This is a genomic window from Halomonas hibernica (assembly GCF_013183775.1).
Taxonomy (GTDB): domain Bacteria; phylum Pseudomonadota; class Gammaproteobacteria; order Pseudomonadales; family Halomonadaceae; genus Vreelandella; species Vreelandella citrativorans.
Genome location: NZ_VIFN01000020.1, coordinates 1 through 23,015 on the forward strand (window position 1 = coordinate 1; position 23,015 = coordinate 23,015).

At 54.5% G+C, this 23,015-nt stretch carries 17 protein-coding genes; 12 read left to right on the forward strand and 5 right to left on the reverse strand.

All coding sequences use genetic code 11. From position 1 onward, the window contains the following. Positions 1 to 427: 427 nt before the first annotated feature. The 3 genes from FKN99_RS16775 (at position 428) to FKN99_RS16785 (ending at position 4,646) form a co-directional block, all read left to right on the forward strand. Positions 428 to 1,450 carry an AI-2E family transporter gene (locus FKN99_RS16775; RefSeq protein ID WP_087107302.1) on the forward strand — a complete coding sequence of 341 codons (1,023 nt, stop codon included), beginning with the start codon at positions 428 to 430 and terminating at the stop codon, positions 1,448 to 1,450. Positions 1,451 to 1,589: 139 nt separating this feature from the next. Then, positions 1,590 to 2,801 carry a YeeE/YedE family protein gene (locus FKN99_RS16780; protein WP_172118938.1) on the forward strand — a complete coding sequence of 404 codons (1,212 nt, stop codon included), beginning with the start codon at positions 1,590 to 1,592 and terminating at the stop codon, positions 2,799 to 2,801. Positions 2,802 to 2,969: 168 nt separating this feature from the next. Next, a complete protein-coding gene (locus FKN99_RS16785; protein WP_172118939.1) occupies positions 2,970 to 4,646 on the forward strand; it encodes an NAD-dependent malic enzyme in 1,677 nt (558 codons plus the stop codon). 60 nt (positions 4,647 to 4,706) lie between these two features. On the opposite strand, the gene acnA is transcribed toward FKN99_RS16785, so the two are convergent. Then, a complete protein-coding gene (gene acnA, locus FKN99_RS16790; RefSeq protein WP_172118940.1) occupies positions 4,707 to 7,454 on the reverse strand; it encodes an aconitate hydratase AcnA in 2,748 nt (915 codons plus the stop codon). A 225-nt stretch (positions 7,455 to 7,679) separates the two neighbouring features. Between acnA and trxB the strand changes: the two genes are divergently transcribed. Beyond that, the gene (gene trxB / locus FKN99_RS16795) at positions 7,680 to 8,630 is read left to right on the forward strand and encodes a thioredoxin-disulfide reductase (protein WP_087107294.1); all 951 of its coding nucleotides are present in this window, start codon (positions 7,680 to 7,682) and stop codon (positions 8,628 to 8,630) included. Between the two features lie 33 nt (positions 8,631 to 8,663). Here trxB and FKN99_RS16800 read toward each other — a convergent pair whose 3' ends face one another. Further along, positions 8,664 to 9,191 (reverse strand): GspH/FimT family pseudopilin, encoded by a 528-nt coding sequence (locus FKN99_RS16800; protein WP_172118941.1) that lies wholly within the window; start codon positions 9,189 to 9,191, stop codon positions 8,664 to 8,666. Between the two features lie 101 nt (positions 9,192 to 9,292). Here FKN99_RS16800 and thiO point away from each other — a divergent pair, with 101 nt between their 5' ends. Beyond that, on the forward strand, positions 9,293 to 10,393 hold the full coding sequence (gene thiO / locus FKN99_RS16805; protein ID WP_172118942.1) for a glycine oxidase ThiO: 1,101 nt from the start codon (positions 9,293 to 9,295) through the stop codon (positions 10,391 to 10,393). Here thiO and FKN99_RS16810 read toward each other — a convergent pair. Then, positions 10,390 to 10,662, reverse strand: a complete 273-nt coding sequence (locus FKN99_RS16810; protein ID WP_172118943.1) for a PP0621 family protein — start codon at positions 10,660 to 10,662, stop codon at positions 10,390 to 10,392. The genes thiO and FKN99_RS16810 overlap by 4 nt on opposite strands. Before the next feature lie 133 nt (positions 10,663 to 10,795). On the opposite strand from FKN99_RS16810, the gene FKN99_RS16815 reads away from it, so the two are divergent. Then, a complete protein-coding gene (locus FKN99_RS16815) occupies positions 10,796 to 12,430 on the forward strand; it encodes an NAD+ synthase (RefSeq protein WP_172118944.1) in 1,635 nt (544 codons plus the stop codon). Positions 12,431 to 12,522: 92 nt separating this feature from the next. Here the strand turns inward: FKN99_RS16815 and FKN99_RS16820 are convergent, their stop codons facing one another. Then, positions 12,523 to 13,323, reverse strand: coding sequence for an outer membrane protein assembly factor BamD (locus FKN99_RS16820; RefSeq protein WP_172118945.1), 801 nt, complete (start codon positions 13,321 to 13,323; stop codon positions 12,523 to 12,525). Between the two features lie 158 nt (positions 13,324 to 13,481). On the opposite strand from FKN99_RS16820, the gene rluD reads away from it, so the two are divergent. The 5 genes from rluD (at position 13,482) to ilvN (ending at position 20,623) form a co-directional block, all read left to right on the forward strand. After that, entirely contained in the window at positions 13,482 to 14,441 is a 960-nt protein-coding gene (rluD, locus tag FKN99_RS16825) for a 23S rRNA pseudouridine(1911/1915/1917) synthase RluD (protein WP_172118946.1), read from the forward strand. Further along, entirely contained in the window at positions 14,438 to 15,196 is a 759-nt protein-coding gene (gene pgeF / locus FKN99_RS16830) for a peptidoglycan editing factor PgeF (RefSeq protein WP_087107281.1), read from the forward strand. The genes rluD and pgeF overlap by 4 nt, the downstream gene beginning before the upstream one ends. Before the next feature lie 141 nt (positions 15,197 to 15,337). After that, the gene (clpB, locus tag FKN99_RS16835) at positions 15,338 to 17,935 is read left to right on the forward strand and encodes an ATP-dependent chaperone ClpB (protein ID WP_172118947.1); all 2,598 of its coding nucleotides are present in this window, start codon (positions 15,338 to 15,340) and stop codon (positions 17,933 to 17,935) included. A 472-nt stretch (positions 17,936 to 18,407) separates the two neighbouring features. Next, a complete protein-coding gene (locus FKN99_RS16840; protein WP_172118948.1) occupies positions 18,408 to 20,132 on the forward strand; it encodes an acetolactate synthase 3 large subunit in 1,725 nt (574 codons plus the stop codon). Continuing rightward, positions 20,132 to 20,623: an acetolactate synthase small subunit gene (gene ilvN, locus FKN99_RS16845; protein WP_172118949.1), complete on the forward strand. Its 492-nt coding sequence runs from the start codon at positions 20,132 to 20,134 to the stop codon at positions 20,621 to 20,623. The genes FKN99_RS16840 and ilvN overlap by 1 nt, the downstream gene beginning before the upstream one ends. An 84-nt stretch (positions 20,624 to 20,707) precedes the next feature. Here ilvN and ilvY read toward each other — a convergent pair whose 3' ends face one another. Beyond that, positions 20,708 to 21,595 (reverse strand): HTH-type transcriptional activator IlvY, encoded by an 888-nt coding sequence (gene ilvY / locus FKN99_RS16850; protein ID WP_172118950.1) that lies wholly within the window; start codon positions 21,593 to 21,595, stop codon positions 20,708 to 20,710. Between the two features lie 507 nt (positions 21,596 to 22,102). Here ilvY and pssA point away from each other — a divergent pair. After that, the gene (pssA, locus tag FKN99_RS16855; protein ID WP_087107270.1) at positions 22,103 to 22,960 is read left to right on the forward strand and encodes a CDP-diacylglycerol--serine O-phosphatidyltransferase; all 858 of its coding nucleotides are present in this window, start codon (positions 22,103 to 22,105) and stop codon (positions 22,958 to 22,960) included. Positions 22,961 to 23,015: the final 55 nt, after the last annotated feature.

Below are 23,015 nucleotides of genomic sequence, written 5' to 3' on the forward strand. Positions count from 1 at the left end.
GAAGTTGATAAGCATAGGTTTTTAAAAGGTATTCAGAGAGTGCTAGGGCGGTAATCATTGCTGCACAGAGTTTATTCTTGGTGTTCTCTCTAAAGTCTTCTTACAAAAATATGGCAGCGATTTTAAATTCGTTATTAGACGCTATACGGTAGCGTCTATATTGAATTGCCCCGTAAGCGCGTTAACGGCTAGGTCGTTTCGCGTTAACCGCGTATTTCAGGCCTTGCTAGGGCGACGGCACTGCAGTACCAGGTATTCGTTTGTACGGCTCCGGGATGGGGCAGCGAATACTTTCGTGTGCTGCATTGAGTGGGTCTTCCCGCTTGGACGTGTATTGGATCAGTAAGGCCGTCACATATCACACAAACCCACTGTTCACTTCGCTGCTAGCCTGATGTATTCAAAGCATCCGCAAAGGGAGTATTGAATGCGATCAACGTATTTACATCAGCGGTTCACGGAGTGCGTACTTATCACCTTCCTGTTGGCAGCTCTCGCCCTGATACTTTGGAAGCTCGTAGGGTTGTTGATCTTGATTTTTGGCGCGGTGGTGGGCGCCTGTGTTTTGCAAAGCTGCATGGCGCCACTACTAAACCGCGGCGTGCCGCGCTGGCTATCGTTGCTTATTGTGTTGGTAGTGTTGTGCGGTGGATTGGGATTCATGAGCTGGGGGTTCGGGGCGCAGATTGCTGCTGAAATGGAGTCGCTTACGACCATGCTGCCTGAGGCATGGGAACAACTACGAGAGCGCCTTGAAGATTCGCAGTTGGCGCCCCTGATCGATAATGCCGTGAAAAATGCGGGAAGCATCATGCAAGGCGGTGTGTCTCAGGTCGGCATGATGGTGGTTTCAATGGGCGGCAGTATTATCAATTTTTTCGTGTTGATTGTTGGGATGGTCTATTTTGCGGCTCAGCCGGACTTATACCGCCGTGGCCTTTTATTACTGGCGCCGGTTAAAAGCCGTCCGCGCTTGGGCGAAGCGTTGGACGCGAGCGGTAAGGCATTGCGCTATTGGCTAGGCGGTCAGTTAGTCGCCATGACCGTAACGGGCGTACTGGTGGGTGTCAGCATGTGGCTGCTGGGCGTGCCAGCGCCATTAGGGCTGGGATTAGTTGCCGGTCTTCTGGACTTTGTACCGTTGGTCGGCCCCATTGTCGCCGCTATTCCTGCTCTGCTGTTGGCGTATACGGTCAGCCCTGAGACGGCGCTCTTCGTACTGATGGCTTACGTTATTATTCAGCAGATTGAAGGTAATATTTTGCAGCCTTTGGTGCAGCAGCGTGCCGTCAGCCTGCCACCGGCGCTATTGTTGTTTGCGCTCCTTGCAAGCAGCACGTTGTTTGGCTTACCTGGCGTTATTTTGGCCGCACCCTTGGCGGTTGTTTTGTTCGTGATGGTGAATCGTCTCTATGTGGTGCATGAAGACGACGATAAAAAAGAGCCGTAATTCTTCGTTAGCCCTGTAACGATTAGCCATAAATGATTTACCCCCTGTTGGCTGGGCGGTAAGCTTATAACGATTATCCACATCGACCAGAGCGCCTGCCTATCCACGGGCGCTTTTGGCGTTACCTATAGGTGAATTTATGTCGACGACGGCTGCCGCGACTCCGGCCAGTTATCGGGTACCACTACTGGCGACTGCGGCGATTGTATTAGGAGCGCTAATGATTGGCGTCATATTTGGCGCTAATACCGGTTTGCTAATGATTGTAGGCGGTCTGCTGGGCATGGTGTTGTATCACGCTGCCTTTGGGTTTACCTCTGCCTGGCGCGTGTTTATTACCGAGCGCCGCGGCCGCGGGCTGCGTGCGCAAATGGTGATGCTGGCCATTGCCGTGATGCTGTTTTTCCCAGCACTGGGTGCCGGTACATTGTTTGGTACGCCGGTGAGTGGTTTTGTCTCCCCTATCGGCATTTCCGTGCTGGTGGGCGCATTTCTTTTCGGGATTGGTATGCAGTTGGGCGGCGGGTGCGCTTCAGGCACGCTGTTTACGACGGGTGGCGGTAATGCCCGTATGTTGATTACGCTTGTCTTCTTTATCATCGGTTCGGTAATTGGCTCGGCGCATTTTGCGTGGTGGCAGCGTTTGCCAGCGTTTGAGCCGATATCGTTGATTGATATTGCAGGTACGACGGGCGGTATCGCCATCAGCCTGGTACTGTTTGTGGCGATTGCGGTGTTTACCCTCGTGATGGAAAAGCGTCGTCATGGCCAACTTGAACAGGTACCCATGGTTGAGAAACCCGCTACTCTGCGCTGGTTAAGCGGGCCTTGGCCGTTATTGGCGGGTGCCGTGGCCTTGGCGCTGCTGAATTTCGCAACGCTTGCGCTAGCTGGTCGCCCGTGGGGCATTACGTCAGCCTTCGCACTTTGGGGGGCCAAGGTATATGAATTGTTCGGCGGTAGTGTAACGGGTTGGGGATATTGGCAGGCGCCAGGTAATGCGGCAGCGCTTGAAGCTAGCGTGTGGAGTGATATGACGACGGTCATGAACGTCGGTATTATGTTGGGCGCTTTAATGGCTGCACATTTGGCCGGTCGGTTTGCGCCTAATTTTAGAATCCCTCTGCGCTCGGTGGTGGCTGCGGTAATTGGTGGCCTAATGCTGGGTTATGGCGCGCGCCTGGCGTTTGGTTGCAACATCGGTGCTTACTTCAGTGGTATCGCGTCGGGTAGCTTGCACGGTTGGGTGTGGTTGGTGGCTGCCTTTGCGGGCAATATTGTCGGTGTGAAGCTGCGTCCGCTGTTCTTTACCGGTGAGGCGGGGCGCCAGCCAGCGGCAAAAACCTGCTAATTATAACGTATTGATTTTTAGCTGCCCCGGCAAATGTCGGGGCATTTTTTTGGCTAGAGAAGTATGACTGTGCCACCTTTGTCGTAGTGACATGGTACATTATGTCGATAAACCGTAAACGCTTGAAATTGCTGCGATGCAGCGGTAATGGAAAAGAAGAGAGCCCCTATGACGACGAGTAAGCGCCCCTTATATATTCCTTACGCCGGTCCTTCCTTACTTGAAATGCCGCTATTGAACAAAGGCAGCGCGTTTACTCAAGAGGAGCGTTTGGCGTTTAACTTGATTGGTTTGCTGCCGCAAAATGTCGAAACCATTGATGATCAGCTAGAGCGCGCTTATCGGCAGTACCAGCAGTGCAATAGTGATCTTGAGCGCCATATTTATTTGCGCGCCATTCAAGACGACAATGAAACGCTCTACTTCCGCCTAGTATCTGAGCATCTTGAAGAGATGCTGCCGATCATCTATACGCCAACCGTTGGCCAGGCATGTCAGGAATTTTCCAATATTTATCGCAATCACCGGGGCTTGTTTATCGGCTACCAGGACCGCGATCATCTGGACGATATTCTGCGCAGCGCCACTAAGGATAACGTTAAAGTTATCGTAGTCACTGACGGCGAACGTATTTTAGGGCTGGGTGACCAGGGGATCGGTGGTATGGGGATTCCCATTGGTAAGCTGGCGCTTTATACCGCCTGTGGCGGTATTAGTCCGGCCCATACGCTACCCATCGTGATTGATGTAGGCACTAATAATCAGGCGCTGCTGGATGACCCCATGTACATGGGCTGGCGCCATAAACGCGTGGGTCAGGAAGAGTACAACGCCTTTATGGCAGCGTTCATCTCAGCGCTGAAGCGCCGCTGGCCGAATGTTTTGCTGCAGTTTGAAGATTTTGCCCAAGCCAACGCCGTACCGCTGCTTGAGCGCTATCGCAACGAGTTGTGCTGCTTTAACGATGATGTTCAGGGTACGGCATCCGTTGTCGTGGGAACGCTCATGGCAGCCTGTCAGGCGCGTGAAGAGAGCATTGCCCAGCAACGCGTGGTGTTCGTTGGCGGTGGTTCAGCCGGCTGTGGTATCGCTGAGCAGGTCGTGGTGGCCATGGAGGCCGAAGGTCTCTCCGAACATGAAGCGCGTGCGCGTATTTTTGTTGTCGACCGCGAAGGCTTGATGACGACGGATCAAGAGTGGCAGCGCGATTTTCAGCGTCGTTTGGCCCACGATCCTGCGCTGGTCGCGGATTGGAATGGCCAAGGGTTGGAAGAAACCATTGCCCAGATGAAACCGACTATTCTGGTCGGTGTTTGCGGTCAGCGTGGGATATTCACCGAGCAGGTGGTTAAAACCATGCATGCAGGCTGCGAGCACCCGGTGATTATGCCGCTCTCTAATCCAACGTCTCAGGCAGAAGCTGTTCCTGACGATGTGATCCGCTGGACCGACGGCCAAGCACTGGTCGCCACCGGTAGTCCGTTTGCTCCTGTGGTATATAACGGGCGCACATACCCCATTGCCCAGTGCAACAACGCGTATATCTTCCCGGGTATCGGGTTGGGCGTCATTGCTTCGAATGCAAATCGGGTGACCGATGAGATGTTGATGAGCGCGTCTCGTGCGCTGGCGCGTGAAGCACCCATCGTTAAAGAGGGTAAAGGTGCGCTGTTACCGCCGCTTTCGCGTATTCGTGAAATCAGCCAGTCGATTGCCTTTGAAGTAGCCGCCACTGCTCAGCATAACGGCGTTGCGCTAACGACCAGTGGCACCAAACTGCGCGAAGACATCGAGAAAGCAAGCTGGTCACCTGAGTATCGTACCTATCGCCGCCGCGCCGTTTAAACGAGCGCTCATAAAAAACCCCCACCGAGGTGGGGGCATACAAGCATTGGTAGGTATTACTTATGCGGCGCCGATCATTTTGCGCAGCACGTAGTGAAGGATACCACCATGACGGTAGTAAGCCAGCTCATTGACCGTATCAATTCGACACTTGGCATCAACGGTATGCTCTTTTTCACCGGTTTTAATCACTACCTGCACCGTTTTACCGGGGCTTAAATCACTTAATCCCGCAATGGATATCTCTTCATCGCCGGTTAATCCCAGCGTTTCGCGGGTTTCACCTTCCGGGAACTGCAGCGGCACCACGCCCATGCCGATCAGGTTGGAGCGGTGAATACGCTCAAAGGATTCCGCGAGAACCGCGCGAACGCCTAGCAAGCGGGTACCTTTGGCTGCCCAGTCACGCGAAGAGCCGGTGCCATACTCTTTACCAGCAATAACGACCAGCGGTGTGCCAGCCTCCTGGTATTTCATGGCGGCATCGTAAATCGCCATTTGCTCGCCACTGGGAACATAGCGCGTTTCGCCGCCGACCACGCCGTCCAGCATCTCGTTTTTGATACGTACGTTGGCAAAGGTGCCGCGCATCATGACCTCATGATTCCCCCGGCGCGAGCCGTAGGAGTTAAAGTCGACCGGCTTAACGCCATGTTCTTGCAGGTAACGGCCTGCGGGGCTATCCGGTTTGATCGCGCCTGCGGGTGAAATATGGTCAGTGGTCACCGAGTCGCCCAACATGGCCAGAACGCGGGCATTGCTGACGTCCTCGATCGCATCCGGTTCGCGTCCCATGCCTTCAAAGAAGGGTGGGTGCTGGATGTAAGTAGATTCGGGCCATTGGTAGACCTGACTTTCGGGAACGTCAATTGCCTGCCAAGTTTCATCGCCTTTAAATACCTCACCGTACTCTTTACGGAACATATCGGTATTTACTTTCTCGACGGCCTCGGCAATTTCGGCTTGAGAGGGCCAAATATCCTTTAGATAAACCGGGTTGCCATCACTGTCCTGGCCGAGTGGCTCCTGGGTTAAATCACGCTGTACATTGCCCGCCAGCGCATAAGCGACGACCAAGGGGGGGGAGGCAAGCCAGTTGGTTTTGACCAGCGGATGAACACGGCCTTCAAAGTTACGGTTGCCTGAAAGGACCGAGGCGACGGTTAAATCTCCCTGGTTTACCGCTTTCTCAATTGCTTCAGGCAGTGGGCCTGAGTTGCCAATACACGTCGTGCAGCCATAACCCACCAGGTTAAAGCCCAGCGCATTCAAATCCTCGTTCAAGTTGGCCGCGGCCAGGTAGTCGGTGACGACCTTGGAGCCAGGCGCCAGCGAGGTTTTCACCCAGGGCTTGGTGGTTAGGCCTTTTTCACGCGCTTTGCGCGCCAGCAGGCCTGCAGCCATCATCACGCTGGGGTTGGACGTATTGGTGCATGAGGTGATGGCAGCAATGACCACCGCGCCCGGGTCCAGGCTGAAATCCTGGTCGTCAATGGTGACTTTCTGGCTGGAGGCGTGCTTGAAGTCCCCCTCAAGGCTGCGCTCAATGCCTACGGCTGTCTGGCCGCCTTCTGAGTCGAATTTGCCTTTTTCCGCGTTGGGCTGTGCCTTGGCATCCTCCTGCATGACTTTATTAAAGGCGGCGGCCATGTCTTTTAAGGCAACGCGATCCTGCGGGCGTTTAGGGCCAGCGAGACTGGCTTCCACTTCGGTCATATCAAGGTGCAGGGCATCGGTGAACACTGGCTCATCGCCTGGCTCACGCCATAAGCCCTGCATTTTGCTATAGGCTTCTACTAGCGCAATCTGGTCATCTTCGCGCCCGGTTAAGCGCATATAGTTTAGCGTTTCGTCATCGACCGGGAAGAAGCCGCAGGTAGCGCCGTATTCCGGGGCCATATTGGCAATGGTGGCGCGGTCAGCAAGCGGCAGGTCTTTTAGGCCATCGCCGTAGAATTCGACAAACTTACCCACAACCCCTTTTTTGCGCAGCATCTCCGTCACGGTGAGTACCAGGTCGGTGGCGGTAATGCCTTCTCGCAGTTTGCCGGTCAGTTTGAAGCCGATAACTTCTGGGATCAGCATGGAGACTGGCTGGCCGAGCATGGCCGCTTCCGCCTCAATACCGCCCACGCCCCAGCCTAACACGCCCAGGCCGTTGATCATGGTGGTGTGGGAGTCGGTGCCCACGAGGGTATCCGGGTAGGCAAATGTGGTGCCGTCCTCTTCCTTGGTCCACACGCTTCGGCCCAGGTACTCAAGGTTTACCTGATGGCAAATGCCGGTGCCGGGCGGCACCACGCTGAAGTTATTAAAGGCCTGTTGGCCCCAGCGCAGAAACTCATAACGCTCACGGTTGCGCTGCATTTCAATTTCGACGTTCTCTTCAAACGCTGTCGCGTTACCAAACTTGTCGACCATGACCGAGTGGTCAATCACCAGGTCAACGGGAGAAAGAGGATTGATGCGGGCCGGGTCTTCACCCAGTTTTTCTACCGCTGCGCGCATGGAGGCCAAATCGACCACACCGGGTACGCCGGTGAAATCCTGCATTAATACGCGCGCCGGGCGATAGCCGATTTCACGACTGGATTTGCCCTCTTTCTGCCAATCGACAAGGGCTTGCATATCGTCTTGTTCAACGCTTTCATCGTCGGCAAAGCGCAGTTGGTTTTCGAGTAAAATTTTGAGCGATTTGGGGAGTCGGTCAATGTTGCCAAGCGCATCGGCCGCCTTGGGAAGGCTGTAGTAGCGGTACTGCTTGCTACCTACTTCCAACGTTTGAAGCGTATCGGGTGTATTGCTCATGCCTTTCTCCTCTCATTGCGTTGCACGGTATGTCACGCCGCGAAACGGTCACAGTCTTCCTTTTTAGTATGGCTTACATAGTAGTAGGACATGGGTGTTTATAAAGGTTGATTCAAGGTGTCTTCGCCTAATAGTCAATACTTAACCTTGCAATAGCTTGTACTTGGCACCATTTCAGGCAAACTCTTTGCGACTTTATCAGCTAGACATTTACAAGGTGGTGTCATGGAAACGCGTCATGAACGTTTGATTATTCTTGGGTCCGGCCCGGCAGGTTATACAGCGGCCGTGTATGCAGCACGGGCTAACTTAAAGCCTTTGCTGATCACCGGAATGCAAGCGGGTGGCCAGTTAACCACCACGACAGACGTTGATAATTGGCCAGGCGATGCCCAAGGGGTACAAGGTCCTGAGCTGATGGAGCGGATGAAAGCGCACGCCGAGCGCTTTAACACCGAGGTGCTGTTCGACCATATCAATGAAGTCAGCCTTGATGAAAAACCGTTCACCCTCAAGGGCGACAGCGGTATTTACACCTGTGACGCACTGATTGTGGCCACGGGCGCCAGTGCTCGCTATATCGGGCTACCGTCTGAGCAGCAGTTTATGGGCCAAGGTGTTTCAGCATGTGCCACCTGCGACGGGTTCTTCTACCGTAACCAGGAAGTCATTGTGGTGGGTGGCGGCAATACGGCCGTGGAAGAGGCGCTGTATCTCTCTAATATTGCGTCGAAAGTTACTCTGGTACACCGCCGCGACTCCCTTCGTGCGGAAAAGATTCTGCAAGACAAGCTGTTTGAAAAAGTCGAAGCAGGCACTATTGCGCTGGAGTGGTTCCAGGAAATTGATGAAGTACTGGGCGACAACACTGGCGTTACCGGCGTACGGTTGAAATCAACACGGGATGGCACGGTAAAAGAAATCCAGGCGCCAGGCCTCTTTATTGCCATCGGCCATCACCCCAACACCGGGATGTTTGAAGGCCAACTGGTCATGAACGGCGGCTATATCAAGGTGAATTCAGGGCTTGAAGGAAATGCTACCGCCACCAGCGTGCCGGGTGTGTTCGCGTGTGGCGATGTGATGGATCACATCTATCGTCAGGCCATTACTTCGGCGGGCAGTGGCTGCATGGCCGCGCTGGATGCCGAGCGTTATCTGGACGGTATCGCCTAATCAAGTTGTTCAAGAGGGGAAAGCCGCCTGCTGCTAACAGCTGGCAGGCGGCTCTGCAATACGAGCCCGGCCAAGCGTACTGAGTACCAGGCTCGCTCCCGCAGTGCTGCTGTGTGTGCTGGGGCAGATGGAGAACGTACTGTTAAACCCCGTGGCATGCCCGAGCGGGGTGTATTTGATCCGCGCATGACCGTTCTTGCTAACGTTAACGCCGTTGGTGGATGGAAACACCCGGATTATCTCGTCTTTATGGATGCCTCGGGTCTTGTCGGCGCTAACCACCATCAGTTCATTCCCCCAGTCACGCGCACAAGCGCTGCGGTCAGCCGTCGCGGGGCACAAGGTAATATCGCGGTGCTGAGTAATGGCGGTACTGCGGGCTAACGTGAGTGCGGTTTGTAGTCGGTTCACTTCGCTGGTAACCGCAGTACGCTCACTCAGTGATTGAAGGCCGGGTATGCCCCAAGCCGCCAATATGCCTGCCAGAACCAGCACAATCAGTAGCTCAATGAGCGTAAACCCTTGAAGGTAGGTTGGATATTCGCTGTGCTTGTGCGTCATGCAGTCTTCCCTGTGACTTGACCTGCTCGGCCTCCTCGCTATGCTCACTGTCCGTATCCGGCCTGGGCCGGTCATCAAGTAAGCCAGAGTAGGCAATGCCTGTGAGCGATTTTCTAATTATTGGCGGCGGTGTGATCGGCATGCTGACCGCGTTGCAGTTAGCGGATGCCGGTCAACACGTCACTCTTGTTGAGCGCGGCATGTGTGGCAAAGAGGCCTCCTGGGCGGGTGGTGGCATTGTATCACCGCTCTATCCGTGGCGTTACGCACCGCCCATTTCGCAACTTTCTCGCTGGTCGGAAGGGGTTTACCCAACGCTTGCGCTACGTTTGCTGGAAGAAACCGGCATTGACCCTGAGTATCGTCAAAAGGGATTGCTCTATTTAAATGTCGATGATGACGATAAAGCACTGCAGTGGGCGCGTCAGCTAGGCAAACCGCTGGTGCAGGTTAACGCTGATTTCGTGCAACAAAAAGAACCCGATGTTGCCATTGCCCATGAAAATGCCTTGTGGATGCCAACCCTTGGCAGTGTGCGAAACCCACGACTTGGCCAGGCGCTGCGCGCTAAATTACTCGCCATGCCCAATGTAACGCTACAGGAGCAGTGCGAAGTGCATGGCGTGATACGCCGTGGTGGCCAGGTGGTGGGCGTTAACACCTCGCAAGGCGTGGTGGAGGCGGGACGGTTGGTAGTGTGTGGTGGTGCCTGGAGTGCAGGGCTTTTGGCTACGCTTGACGTGGCGTTACCCGTACGCCCAGTGAAAGGCCAGATGATCGCCTACCAGGCGCCTGCCGGGCTTGTGCAGCGGGTCGTCTTGAAAGATGGTCGCTATGTAATTCCGCGTAGCGACGGTCTGCTGCTCGTCGGCTCTACCCTGGAAGACACCGGATTTGATAAAGCTACCGATGAGGAGGCGCTGGCCTCATTAAAGCAGAGCGCTGAGCGTATCGTTCCCGCGCTGGCGGACTGCCCGGTTGCTTATCACTGGGCAGGCCTGCGCCCCGGCTCACCCGATGGCATCCCGTTTATTGGCGCACTTCCAGAGCAGCCCAACGTCTACGTAAACGCCGGGCATTACCGCAATGGGCTCGTGCTGGCGCCTGCTTCCACCCACTTGTTGGTGGACCAGCTGCTTGATCGGATGCCGTTGATTGACCCTACGCCCTACTTGCCGACGCAAGCACGTTTAAAGAGTTAGGCGCCGTCGTTTTTATCCTGTTGTTCTTGAAGATAACGGTCGCGATGGGCGCTGCAGCAGAACCACTGTTCGTGGTCGCGCAGTGCCTCGCTTTCCGGGACATGGACCTCACACCAGCGGCAGCGCACCATTTGGCCGCCTTCGTGGCGGTTCAAGGCATTGCGCTCCGCGTCGCGGTCGAGCTTGTGCTGCCGATACATGCCGTAAAGCTTTAGGCCTGCGTAAAACAGCACGGCGAAAATTATCAAGCGAATAATCAAAAGGTTCATCCTTGCCAGTCCTCCTAAACGGAGCCGAAAACGATCAATGCGCATGCGGGCTTTGCCAGCAGGCAGTCCTTGCGGGACAATGCATTGACGCAGGTAATAATGTTCCAAGGATTCTCAAGAGATTTTAACGCCCATGCAAGATTTAACGCTGGTAATGGCCCAACTCGATCCGCTTGTCGGGGATATTCCCGGTAATGCGGCGCGCGCTATTGAAGCCGTGCGCGAAGCGCGCATTGAGCATGGGGCAGATATTGTTATCTTCCCTGAGCTGTTTTTGTCCGGTTACCCACCGGAAGATTTATTGCTGCGCCCCTCTATGGAAGCACGGTTGCGCGAAGCGCGGGCCAAAATGGCAGAAAAGGTCGCCCGCGATGTGCTGGTGATTATTGGCTATCCGGGGACCCGTGAAGGCAAGTGCTATAACATGGCGGGCGTGCTGTATAACGGCCAGTGGGAGGCCGAATACGCCAAGCAAGCGCTACCCAATTACCAGGTTTTCGATGAGCAGCGCTACTTTACCCCAGGCACAGAGCCGTTGGTGTATGAGCATAAGGGGGCCAAGCTCGGGCTTTTAATTTGTGAGGACCTGTGGGAAGGCGCGCCTGCACGGGCTGCCACCGCCGCCGGGGCGGAAGTGCTGATTAGCCTGAACGCCTCCCCTTATCATCAGGATAAACCAGACGAACGGCTCCGCTTGCTGGAGCTGCGCGCGCAAGATGTAAGCCGCCCGATTGTGTATGTGAATACCATTGGTGGCCAGGATGAGCTGGTGTTCGACGGCGGTTCCAGTTGTGTAGATGCACAGGGCCAGCTAAAAGTGCTTGCTCCGTATTGGCAGGCAGGCTTAATGCCGGTGCAACTGCTGCAAACCAGCGCCTCTACCTGGAAGCCGCAGTCAGGTGAAATTGAGCCGGATGCCGAGCCAGAAGAGAGCCTGTACTGTGCGCTGGTAACGGGGCTGCGTGATTACGTCAATAAAAGTGGCTTTGAGGGCGTGGTGCTGGGTCTTTCCGGCGGAATCGACTCGGCGCTGTCCTTGGCGATTGCGGTAGACGCACTGGGCCCACAGCGCGTTCAGGCAGTGATGATGCCGTACCACTACACTGCGGATATCTCCCGGCAGGATGCTGCCCTTCAGGCAGAAATGCTTGGCGTGCATTACGACGTTTTGCCTATCGAGTCCATGGTCGATGCTTTCATGGCGACGCTTTCGGAAAGCTTTACGGGCACTGAACGTGATACCACCGAAGAGAACCTTCAGTCGCGCTGTCGGGGCGTACTGCTGATGGCACTTTCCAATAAGAAAGGCCTGATGGTACTGACCACCGGCAACAAAAGTGAAATGGCGGTGGGCTATGCCACGCTGTATGGCGACATGGTGGGCGGCTATAACGCCATCAAGGATGTCTATAAAACCTGGGTATACCGCCTGGCCCGCTGGCGTAATACGCAGTCTCCTGCTATTCCTGAGCGCGTCATTGAGCGTCCGCCCAGCGCAGAGCTTGCGCCTGACCAGCAGGATAGCGATTCGCTACCGGATTACGATGTGCTGGACGCTATCCTCATGTGCTATATCGAAGGTGATATGAGTGCTGAAGCGATCATCGCAGCGGGTTATGACCATGAAGATGTCTATCAAGTGGTCAAGCTGGTAGACCGCTGTGAGTACAAGCGCCGCCAGGCCCCGGTGGGCGTGCGCGTCACATCGCGCGGCTTTGGACGTGATCGCCGTTACCCGATTGTTAACGGTTGGCAGCCGGGCGATTAACAGGTATTAGCGTAACGCCAACTAAAAAACCACGCCGAGGCGTGGTTTTTTGGGAGGGTAAACCGTACTGTCATCAGTCCATTGCGTTCATTTTAGTGCTTGGGTACAAAGCGGTCGCCTTGAAGTTGCTCGTGGTCGGGAGCATTTTCACGCAGTACGATGATGACTTCTTGAGCGCGATCGTTCATGCCCAAACCCTGATAACCCTCGATCATAACGGCCAGTGCGTCGCGGGTGGCATTGGATTCGGGGTAGTTTTCGATCACCCAACGCCCACGCTCGACAGCGGCCAGGTAAGCCCCACGGCGCAGGTAATAGTCGGCAACATGCAGTTCATGCTGGGCCAGCAAGTCGCGCAAATAAATAATGCGCTGCTGCGCATCCGGGGCGTATTCACTTTGTGGGTAGCGCTGGATCAGTTCACGAAAGTCGTTATACGCATCGCGCGAGGCGCCTATGTCGCGCTTGGAAATATCAATTAAGCGAAGGCGCTCAAGGCTGAAACGACCCGCCTGCCAAGCAGAAAGTCCGCGCAGGTAGTAGGCATAATCAACCTGCGGGTGGTCGGGGTGCAGGCGAATAAACCGACTGGCGGCGGCGCGTGCTTCTTCCCAGTCACCGTTTTCATAGTAGGCGTACACCAGCTCTAATTGCGCCTGTTCAGCATGGGGGCCGAAAGGATAGCGTGTATCCAACGCTTCCAGCCGCTCAATCGCAATGGGGTAGCGGTTGCTATCCAGCGCGGTGCGAGCAAGTTCGTAGAGCTCACGCTCTTGCACTCCGGAAAACTCATCTTCTTCTTCCGGAGTCGTGTCATTACTGGCGCAGCCTGCCAATAAGGCAAGACTTAAAGCAAGGGCACCAAAGCGGTTGGCAGCAGAAAAAACGCGCATCATCATCCTCGTTGCAAACAAGCCTCAATCACCGAAAAGCGACGATGGCCATAAGTAGAAATGGTAGAATAGGTCGCAGTAAGCCCACTATAAATCACCTCGACGCAAAACGCAGGCTTAGTGGCGTTTTGTCGAGTGTTGTCAAAGGAAATAACGTCATGCCCCGGATAGTTGAAGCCATGCAGCGCGTGCCCGCAACACTTGCAGGTGCACGGTTGGATCAAGCAGCGGCGGAGTTATTCAGCGATTACTCACGCGAGCGCCTGAAAGCATGGATCAACGCGGGTGAGCTAACCATCGATGGCGCCCAGGCCAAGCCGAAAGTGAAGCTGCACGGTGATGAAATGCTAGTGTTAAAGGCCACCATTGAAGAAGATCTGCGTTTTGAAGCGCAGGACATACCGCTGAGTATTGTCTATGAAGATGATGCCGTAATGGTGATCAACAAACCTACCAATATGGTGGTGCATCCTGCGGCGGGCAATCGTGATGGCACCTTGCTCAACGCGCTGCTTTATCATCACCCGGCACTTGCTGAAGTGCCGCGCGCGGGGATTGTTCACCGCTTGGATAAAGATACCACTGGCTTGATGATGGTGGCTAAAACCATTCAAGCGCAAACGGCCCTGGTTGAGCAACTGCAGGCGCGCAGCGTATCGCGCCAGTATGATGCGGTGGTGATCGGTAAGCCCGTGGCAGGCAGCACCATTGATGCGCCTATTGGTCGTCATCCTAAAGACCGTAAACGCCAGGCTGTCACCAACGCTGGTAAACCTGCCGTGACCCACTTTCGCGTTGTGGAGCGTTTTCGTGCGCATACGCACGTTCGCTGTAAGCTGGAAACCGGGCGTACGCATCAGATTCGCGTGCATATGTCCCATGCCCGTTACCCATTGATTGGCGACCCGCTCTATAGCGGACGTGCCAAGCTGCCACCTGGTGCTGCCGGGCCGCTTAAGGAGATCCTGCGTGAGTTCCCGCGCCAGGCACTGCATGCCCGCGAGCTAAGCTTTGTGCACCCGGTGAGTGGTGAAACGCTGACTTTTTACGCCGATCTGCCCGATGATCTACTAATGTTGTTGGACTACCTGCGCGAAGACAGTGAGACCATGCAATGAGTGATGCCATCGATTTACGGCCAACGCTACTAATACCGGATTGGCCTGCGCCTGACAATGTGCAGGCCTTTGTGAGCACCCGGGAAACGGGCCCTAGCCAAGAAGAATTTGCCGCGTTCAATCCCGCCTCTCACGTCGGTGATAACCCTGAGCATGTGGCGCTTTGCCGCCGCTTGATGCAAAAAGAGATCGGCGATGAGCGCCCGCTGCTATGGTTAAATCAAACGCATGGCGCGCGCGTTCAGCAGGGTTACCAGGCCGACGTGCCTGAGGCAGATGCTGCCGTCGCCACCTCCAATGAATACGCCTGTGTCGTGCTGACCGCAGATTGCCTGCCGGTGATGTTTTGTAATCAAGCCGGAACGCAAGTGGCCGTTGCTCACGCCGGCTGGCGGGGGCTGGCCGGAGGCGTTTTAGAGGCGACGGTGGCCGCCATGAATAGCGAGCCCGAGGATATTCTCGTATGGCTAGGCCCGGCTATTTCCAATGCTCAGTTTGAAGTTGGGCCGGAAGTGTATGGCGCCTTTGTTGCCGTACACCCAGAAACTGCGGAAGCGTTTGACCATAGTCCCTATCGAATGGGGCACTATATGGCTGATTTGTACCGGCTGGCGCGGTTTCGCTTGGAAGCGCTTGGTGTTGAACATATTAGCGGTGGGCACTTCTGTACTGCCTGCGAATCACGTTTTTACTCTTATCGGCGTGATGGCGGTACGACGGGGCGCATGGCCAGTGTGATCTGGATCAAAAAATAACCAGGTTGGCATTAACTCCTCTTGAAAATGGCGGAACTAGCACCATTTAACTTGCAAAGCTAATATTTGTTAGGAAAGTGAACAGCAGGTTTTTCCGAAACGCCGTGCGTTCGGGCGCAGGGCTAATCCAAGAGGCTCACTATGCGTTTTGATAAGTTTACTGCCAAGCTTCAGGCCGCTATTGCTGAAGCGCAATCCTTGGCCGTTGGCCGCGGCCATAACCAGTTAGACCCTTCTCATCTTCTTCTTGCGCTACTGGATACCAAGGATACGGGTATTAAAGCCCTGATCGAAAAATCCGGAGGCTCAAGCTCGCGTCTGCGTGATGGGTTAGTGCAGCAGCTTGATAACTTACCTAAAGTAAGCCAGTTCGATGGCGAAGTGCAGCCATCACGGGATTTCGTTAAATTATTCAACCTGACCGACCGTGAAGCACAAGCGCGTGGCGACCAGTTCATTGCCAGCGAACTCGTGCTGCTGGCGGCGCTGGAAATGAATGGCCCGCTTGCCAAGCTAATGAAAGAGGCGGGCGTTAACCGGAAGTCCCTTGAGGCGGCGATTAATAGCCTGCGCGGAGGGGCAAGCGTTGATGATCCTAACGCTGAAGATCAGCGGGAATCGCTCAACAAGTACACCCTTGACCTTACTCAGCGCGCGCTGGATGGCAAGCTTGACCCGGTAATTGGCCGTGATGATGAAATCCGTCGCACCATTCAGGTATTGCAGCGCCGTACCAAAAATAACCCGGTTTTGATTGGCGAGCCTGGCGTCGGTAAAACGGCGATTGTTGAAGGGTTGGCGCAGCGTATCGTTAATGGTGAAGTGCCGGAAGGCTTAAAAGACAAACGCGTACTGTCGCTGGATATGGGCTCGCTGCTAGCAGGTGCCAAATTCCGTGGTGAGTTCGAAGAGCGCTTAAAGTCGGTTCTCAAAGAGCTTGCCCAGGAAGAGGGGCGGGTCATTCTGTTTATCGATGAGTTGCACACCATGGTCGGCGCCGGTAAGGCGGAAGGCGCGATGGACGCGGGCAATATGCTCAAACCTGCGCTTGCACGGGGTGAGCTGCACTGCGTGGGCGCGACCACGCTGGATGAGTATCGCAAATATATTGAAAAGGACGCGGCACTTGAGCGTCGGTTCCAGAAAGTGTTGGTCGATGAGCCGACGGAAGAAGATACCGTGGCCATTCTGCGCGGCTTAAAAGAGCGTTATGAAGTGCACCACGGCGTGGATATTACCGACTCGGCAATTATTGCCGCGGCGAAGCTGTCCACTCGCTATATCACTGATCGGCAGTTGCCCGATAAAGCGATAGATCTGATTGATGAAGCGGCTTCGCGGATTCGTATGGAGCTTGATTCCAAGCCCGAAGCAATGGACCGCCTGGACCGGCGTTTAATCCAGCTCAAGATGGAGCGGGAAGCGCTCAAAAAAGAGACCGACGAGGCGACTAAAAAACGCCTTGAAGCGCTTAACAACCAGATTCATGAGTTTGAGCGCGAGTATGCCGACCTGGATGAAGTCTGGAAGGCAGAAAAAGCCAGTATCCAAGGCTCGGCTCAGTTCAAGGCAGAGTTGGAGCAGGCGCGCCTTGACCTAGAACAGGCACGACGGCAGGGCGATTTGGGACGCATGTCGGAAATTCAGTACGGGCAAATCCCTGAGCTGGAAAAGAAAATTGCCGAAAGCGGTGAAAGTGAAGCCGATATTACCAAGCACCAACTGCTGCGCTCCAACGTGACGGAAGAGGAAATAGCAGAGGTGGTATCGCGCTGGACCGGCATTCCGGTGTCCAAAATGCTGGAAGGCGAGCGCGATAAATTGCTGCGGATGGAAGATGCTCTGCATGAGCGGGTCATTGGCCAGGATGAGGCAGTTGAAGCTGTTGCCAACGCCGTGCGGCGCTCACGTGCGGGGTTGTCCGACCCTAACCGGCCGAACGGTTCGTTCCTGTTCCTTGGGCCTACCGGGGTGGGTAAAACCGAGCTTTGCAAGTCATTGGCCAACTTCCTGTTCGACACAGAAGAGGCCATGGTGCGTATCGATATGTCGGAATTCATGGAGAAGCACTCTGTGGCGCGGTTGATTGGTGCGCCTCCCGGCTATGTAGGTTACGAAAAGGGCGGCTATTTAACCGAGGCGGTGCGCCGTAAACCTTACTCCGTGCTGTTGCTGGATGAGGTGGAAAAGGCCCACCCGGATGTTTTCAATATTCTGCTGCAGGTATTGGAAGATGGCCGGTTAACGGATGGCCAAGGCCGCACGGTGGACTTTCGCAATACCGTGATCGTGATGACCTCTAACATGGGCTCAGACATTATTCAGCGCATGGGCGGTGACGTCAGCGCTGATAAAGAAAGCGCCTATGAGGACATGAAAAACAAGGTCATGGAGGTGGTGGGCAATCACTTCCGCCCTGAGTTGATCAACCGGATTGATGAAGTGGTCGTCTTCCATGCCTTGGGTCAGGAGCAAATTCAGGCAATTGCAGGCATTCAACTGGAGCGCTTGAGAGCCCGCTTGGCTGAGCACGATTTAGGCCTTGAGGTGAGCGATGACGCTATGGCGCAACTAGCGGTTGTTGGGTTTGACCCTGTCTATGGCGCGCGGCCACTCAAGCGTGCTATTCAGAGCCGGATCGAGAATCCGCTGGCGCAAGACTTGCTGGCAGGCAAGTTTTCACCCGGCGATGTCATTCGGGTGAGTGCCTCGGACGGTAAGCTTGCGTTTAATAGCTAACTGCTCACTGATAATCAGACGTTCCTGGTTATAACCATATGCCCCGCTCGGCCTTGCCGGCGGGGCTTTTTTTGTCTCAAATCGCTCCTTTGCACATTCATCGGGCATTGATGGTTGACATGCCAAGAGCCTAATGGAATCTTATCTGTTCCTGATTTGCGGGCGCGGACCTACGGGTAACCCCTTTTCACCGCGCGAAGGGTAGGCGTAAGCCTTTACCCGCCGAAGGACTTCCGGGTTTGAGCTAACCGCTCAGCCTGGCCAACGCCCCGACACGGCAATCAGCCGTGAAAGAGAGCCACTGATGTATGTTGTCATGGATCAGTGCCTCTCAGAGAGTGCAGGCCCTAACCGGGCCGTATGCCAGGGTTTGGCATCAGGTGCCGGCATGGGCCGGCAGCGGCATACCGCCGCACTCGACACCGCAGGATGTCCTGCGGATCGCACTCGAGACCTCCAGGGGAGAAATACAGTGGAACTGCTTTCCGGCGCAGATATGATCGCCCGCTTCTTGAAAGATGAGGGCGTTGAGTACATTTATGGTTATCCCGGCGGTGCGGCGCTGCATATTTATGATGCGCTGTTCCGCCAGGACGATGTGAAGCACATTCTTGTGCGTCACGAACAAGCGGCCACGCATGCCGCCGACGGTTACGCCCGCGCCTCGGGTAAGCCAGGTGTGGTGCTGGTCACATCAGGGCCTGGTGCAACCAATGCCGTTACCGGTATTGCGACTGCCTATATGGATTCCATTCCGATGGTGGTGCTGTGCGGCCAAGTGGCCAGCCATCTGATTGGCGAAGACGCCTTCCAGGAAACCGATATCGTGGGTGTCACCCGGCCTATCGTGAAGCACAGCTTTTCGATTCGTCATCCGTCTGAAATTCCGGAAGTGCTTAAAAAAGCCTTTTATCTGGCTTCTACCGGGCGCCCCGGCCCTGTGGTGGTCGATATTCCCAAGGATATGACCGCGCCGACCGAGCGCTACGAGTACATCTACCCGAAAAAGGTCAAGCTGCGCTCGTATAACCCGGTGACACGTGGCCATACAGGGCAGATTAAAAAAGCCATTGAGCTAATGCTCAAAGCCAAGCGCCCGGTGTTTTATACCGGTGGTGGTGTGGTGACCGGTAAGGCCAGTGAAGGCTTAACCGATCTGGTCAAAAAGCTGGGTTTCCCGATTACCACCACACTGATGGGCATTGGCGCGTACCCGCAAAGCGATCGTCAAAGCCTTGGCTGGCTGGGCATGCACGGCTCTTATGAGTCCAACATGGCCATGCACCATGCTGATTTGATTATCGCTATTGGCGCACGCTTTGATGACCGGGTTACCAACAACACGTCGAAGTTCTGCCCCACGGCGAAAATTATTCACGTCGATGTTGATCCTAGCTCTATCTCTAAAACTGTGCGTGCTGATGTGCCTATCGTAGGACCTGCCGCTAGCGTTATTAATGAGATGATTAGCCTGGTTCAGGGCCATCCCATTGCGCATCCTGAAGCACTTGCTGAATGGTGGGAAAAGATCGACGGCTGGCGTGCCGAGCGTAAAGGCAAGCTTTACGAACCGTCCAAGCCAGGTGAAGCGTTAAAGTCGCAGGAAGTTGTTGAAGCGCTGTGCCGGATAACGCGCGGTGAAGCATTTGTCACGACCGACGTAGGTCAGCACCAGATGTTTGCGGCTCAGTACTACAAGTTTGATAAGCCCAACCGGCTGATTACCTCAGGCGGTCTTGGCACCATGGGCTTTGGCTTCCCGGCCGCCATGGGTATCAAGCAGAACTACCCGGACGACGACGTCGTGTGTGTCACCGGGGAGGGCAGCTTCCAGATGATGATGCAGGAGCTCTCTACCTGTAAGCAGTACGGCGTAGGGGTCAAAATTCTCAATCTGAACAATGCCTCGCTAGGCATGGTGCGTCAGTGGCAGGACCTGAACTACAAGTCACGTCATGCGCACTCTTATATGGAATCACTGCCTGATTTCCATCTGTTGATTGAGGCTTATGGGTTTACCGCGATTACCGTCACTACTCAGGATGAGCTTGAACCGGCGCTTGAGCGTGCATTTGCCGACAAGCACGAACTGGTGTTCCTTGACGTGAAGGTGGATCCTTTCGAGCACGTCTACCCGATGCAGGTGCCGTTAGGCTCCATGCGCGACATGCTGCTGTCTAAAACGGAGCGTACCTGATGCGACATATCATCTCGATTCTGTTGGAAAACGAACCGGGTGCGCTGTCACGTGTGGTCGGCCTGTTTTCCCAGCGTAACTTCAACATTGAAACGCTTAACGTAGCGCCTACGGAAGATGCGTCGCTTTCGCGGTTGACGGTGACCACGGTTGGCGATGATCGTGTCATTGAGCAGATCACCAAGCACCTCAACAAGCTGATTGATGTGGTGAAGCTGGTTGACTTGACCGAAGGCAACCACATCGAGCGTGAACTGATGATGGTGAAGGTAAAGGCATTGGGGGCTGCCCGCGATGAAGTGAAGCGTACCGTGGATATTTTTCGGGCGCAGATCGTCGATGTCACACCTAATCTATATACCGTGCAGATTACCGGTGATGCCGCCAAGTTGGACGCTTTTCTGCAGGCCATGGCACCAGTAGGAATTCTTGAAGTGGCGCGTACCGGCGTTTCTGGTATTGCGCGTGGTGACAAGGTGCTATCGATTTAATTACCTGATCACTGCACGTTTAGCCAAGCCGTATTGCTCGACTCAAAAGCACCGTCTCGCCGAGGCGGTGCTTTTTATAATCGATTAGCGTTCGCTAATCGCAGACCAAAGCGCCTCAATAAGCGGATTTTTTAAACGCCGATTTAGAACGCAAAGGCCCACGTCATAGTGGGGCAGCTCAGGTTTTACGTTTAACATGCGGACGCGGTTGGCAAGCGGGCTGTTATCCAACACGATTTTGGGAACCACGCCTACGCCAAAGCCCAGCCCCACCATACTAACAATCGCTTCGTGCCCGGCCACCTGGGCGTAGATTCGAGGCGTGATACCCATTGCTTTAAACCAGGTGTTGGCGTACTCCCGCGATAAGCCTGCTTCAGAAAGTATCATGGGCACTTGCTGCCACTGCGCTGCCGTGGAGCTTTCAGGGAAGCTGGGTAGCCAATCGCACGGTTCGTTAGGCGCAATAAACACCAGCGGTGAACGTGTTAATGACTTAAACGCCAGCGCATTAGGGGGAATGCGGGGGCGCGGCGTAATCGCCATATCATCGTCACCCTCCATTACTCTTTTCATGGCATTCGCCGGATCACCGGTATGCAGCTTTAACTCAATACCGGGATGACGTGTTCGTACATCGCTTAATAGCTCATACAGAAAGCTGTAACTGGCAGTTACTGAGCAGTAGATGCTGATCTCACCGCTCAGCATGGTCGCTTCATTGGCCAGGCGACGCTTGGTCATTTCCCACTGTTCTAACGTTTCGCGTGCGTAGTGCTGAAAACTGAGCCCTTGGGGAGTCAGTGCGACATGGCGGTTGTCACGCTCGAACAGCCGAGTGGCCAACTCTTCCTCCAACTGCTGAATAGAGCGGCTAAGCGTCGAGGGGCTAATGTGGCTCAACTCGCTGGCGCGGCCAAAATGGAGCGTGTCAGAAAGCGTGACAAAGTGCTTCAGTAAGCGAAAATCCATGCCAGTACCGTCATTTCAATATGTGAAATAGTTTGTTGCAAATACAGCGTTTTACGCAAAGATGCGTGTGTCGTAAAGTTGCTTGACGCTTTACCAGCGCTGCACTAGACGGCGCGGTGGCCATCAGCGCTGACACGCTACTATAACAACGTAATGACTTAATAATGGTTTTCTGAAACCTCGTTTACGCGGTTGTCACGATACAAATGGTGACCTTTTCCTGGTTTAAGACCAAAAGTCACTGCAGATGAAATTGCCAGATAGGCCCTAAACTGCATGATGCTCTGGATCACGGTCAGTTGGTCGGCAAATTCAGGGTTAGTGTTTTCAAGCAGTAGGTGCTTATTAACTTGGTGACGGGGTGCGCTTTGGCGCACCCCGTTTGTTTTATAGGGCTAGCCGTCATGCATTTTTGTCTACGTGCGGTAATTGACTGGCTGACTAAAGCTCACCGTGTAGAATGAAAGTGTTCACTATTTGTGGCTTTTTATTAAACGGATGACACCTATGATTCAGGACGCTCGCGATCAAGAGCAGGCCAGTACACCCCAGCCCGAAAACCACGACCAGACTCAAAAGGTCGACAATGAGGATTTAGCTGCCGCCTTTCTACGCGACACAGAGATCGTCGAAGATGCGGTAGAGGATGGCAAGAAAGTTCGCCGCAAGGGAATCTACTTACTGCCCAATCTGTTTACTACGTCCGCTCTGTTTTCAGGCTTCTTTGCCGTTGTCGCCGGTATTAACGGTGATTTTACATCGGCTGCAGTCGCTATTTTCATTGCTATGGTGCTGGATGGACTGGATGGCCGCGTTGCGCGTATGACCAATACGCAAAGCGAATTTGGGGCTGAGTACGATAGTCTGGCCGATATGATTTCCTTTGGTATGGCGCCTGCGCTTGTCGCGTTCACCTGGATTTTGCAGGATATCGGGAAGACCGGCTGGGTGGTCGCGTTTCTCTATGTCGCCTGCGCGGCACTTCGCTTGGCACGCTTTAATGTACAAAACGGAAGTGTTGATAAGAAGTGGTTTATCGGCCTTCCTAGTCCATCAGCGGCAGCACTGGTGGCTGCGTGTGTTTGGACCTTCCACAGCTTTGATGCGGATGCGTTTGGCTTCAAGCTGCTGATGTTGGTTGTTGTGGCGGCCGCCGGTATTCTGATGGTCAGCAACATCCGCTATTACAGCTTCAAAGATCTCGACTTTAGAAAGCCCGTACCCTTTGTAGTGTTGCTGGCCGTTGTATTGGGGTTTGTCATGATTTCGGTTGAACCGTCCGTAATGCTGCTCTTGCTGTTTGGTGCCTATGTGCTCTCAGGCCCGGCGTATGCGCTTATGCGCAAGGCAAAACCTAAAAGCTGAGCTTTTTAACTGAACTTTTTGAAACTATCTTTAAAAAGGCCTTGCCAAACCGGCA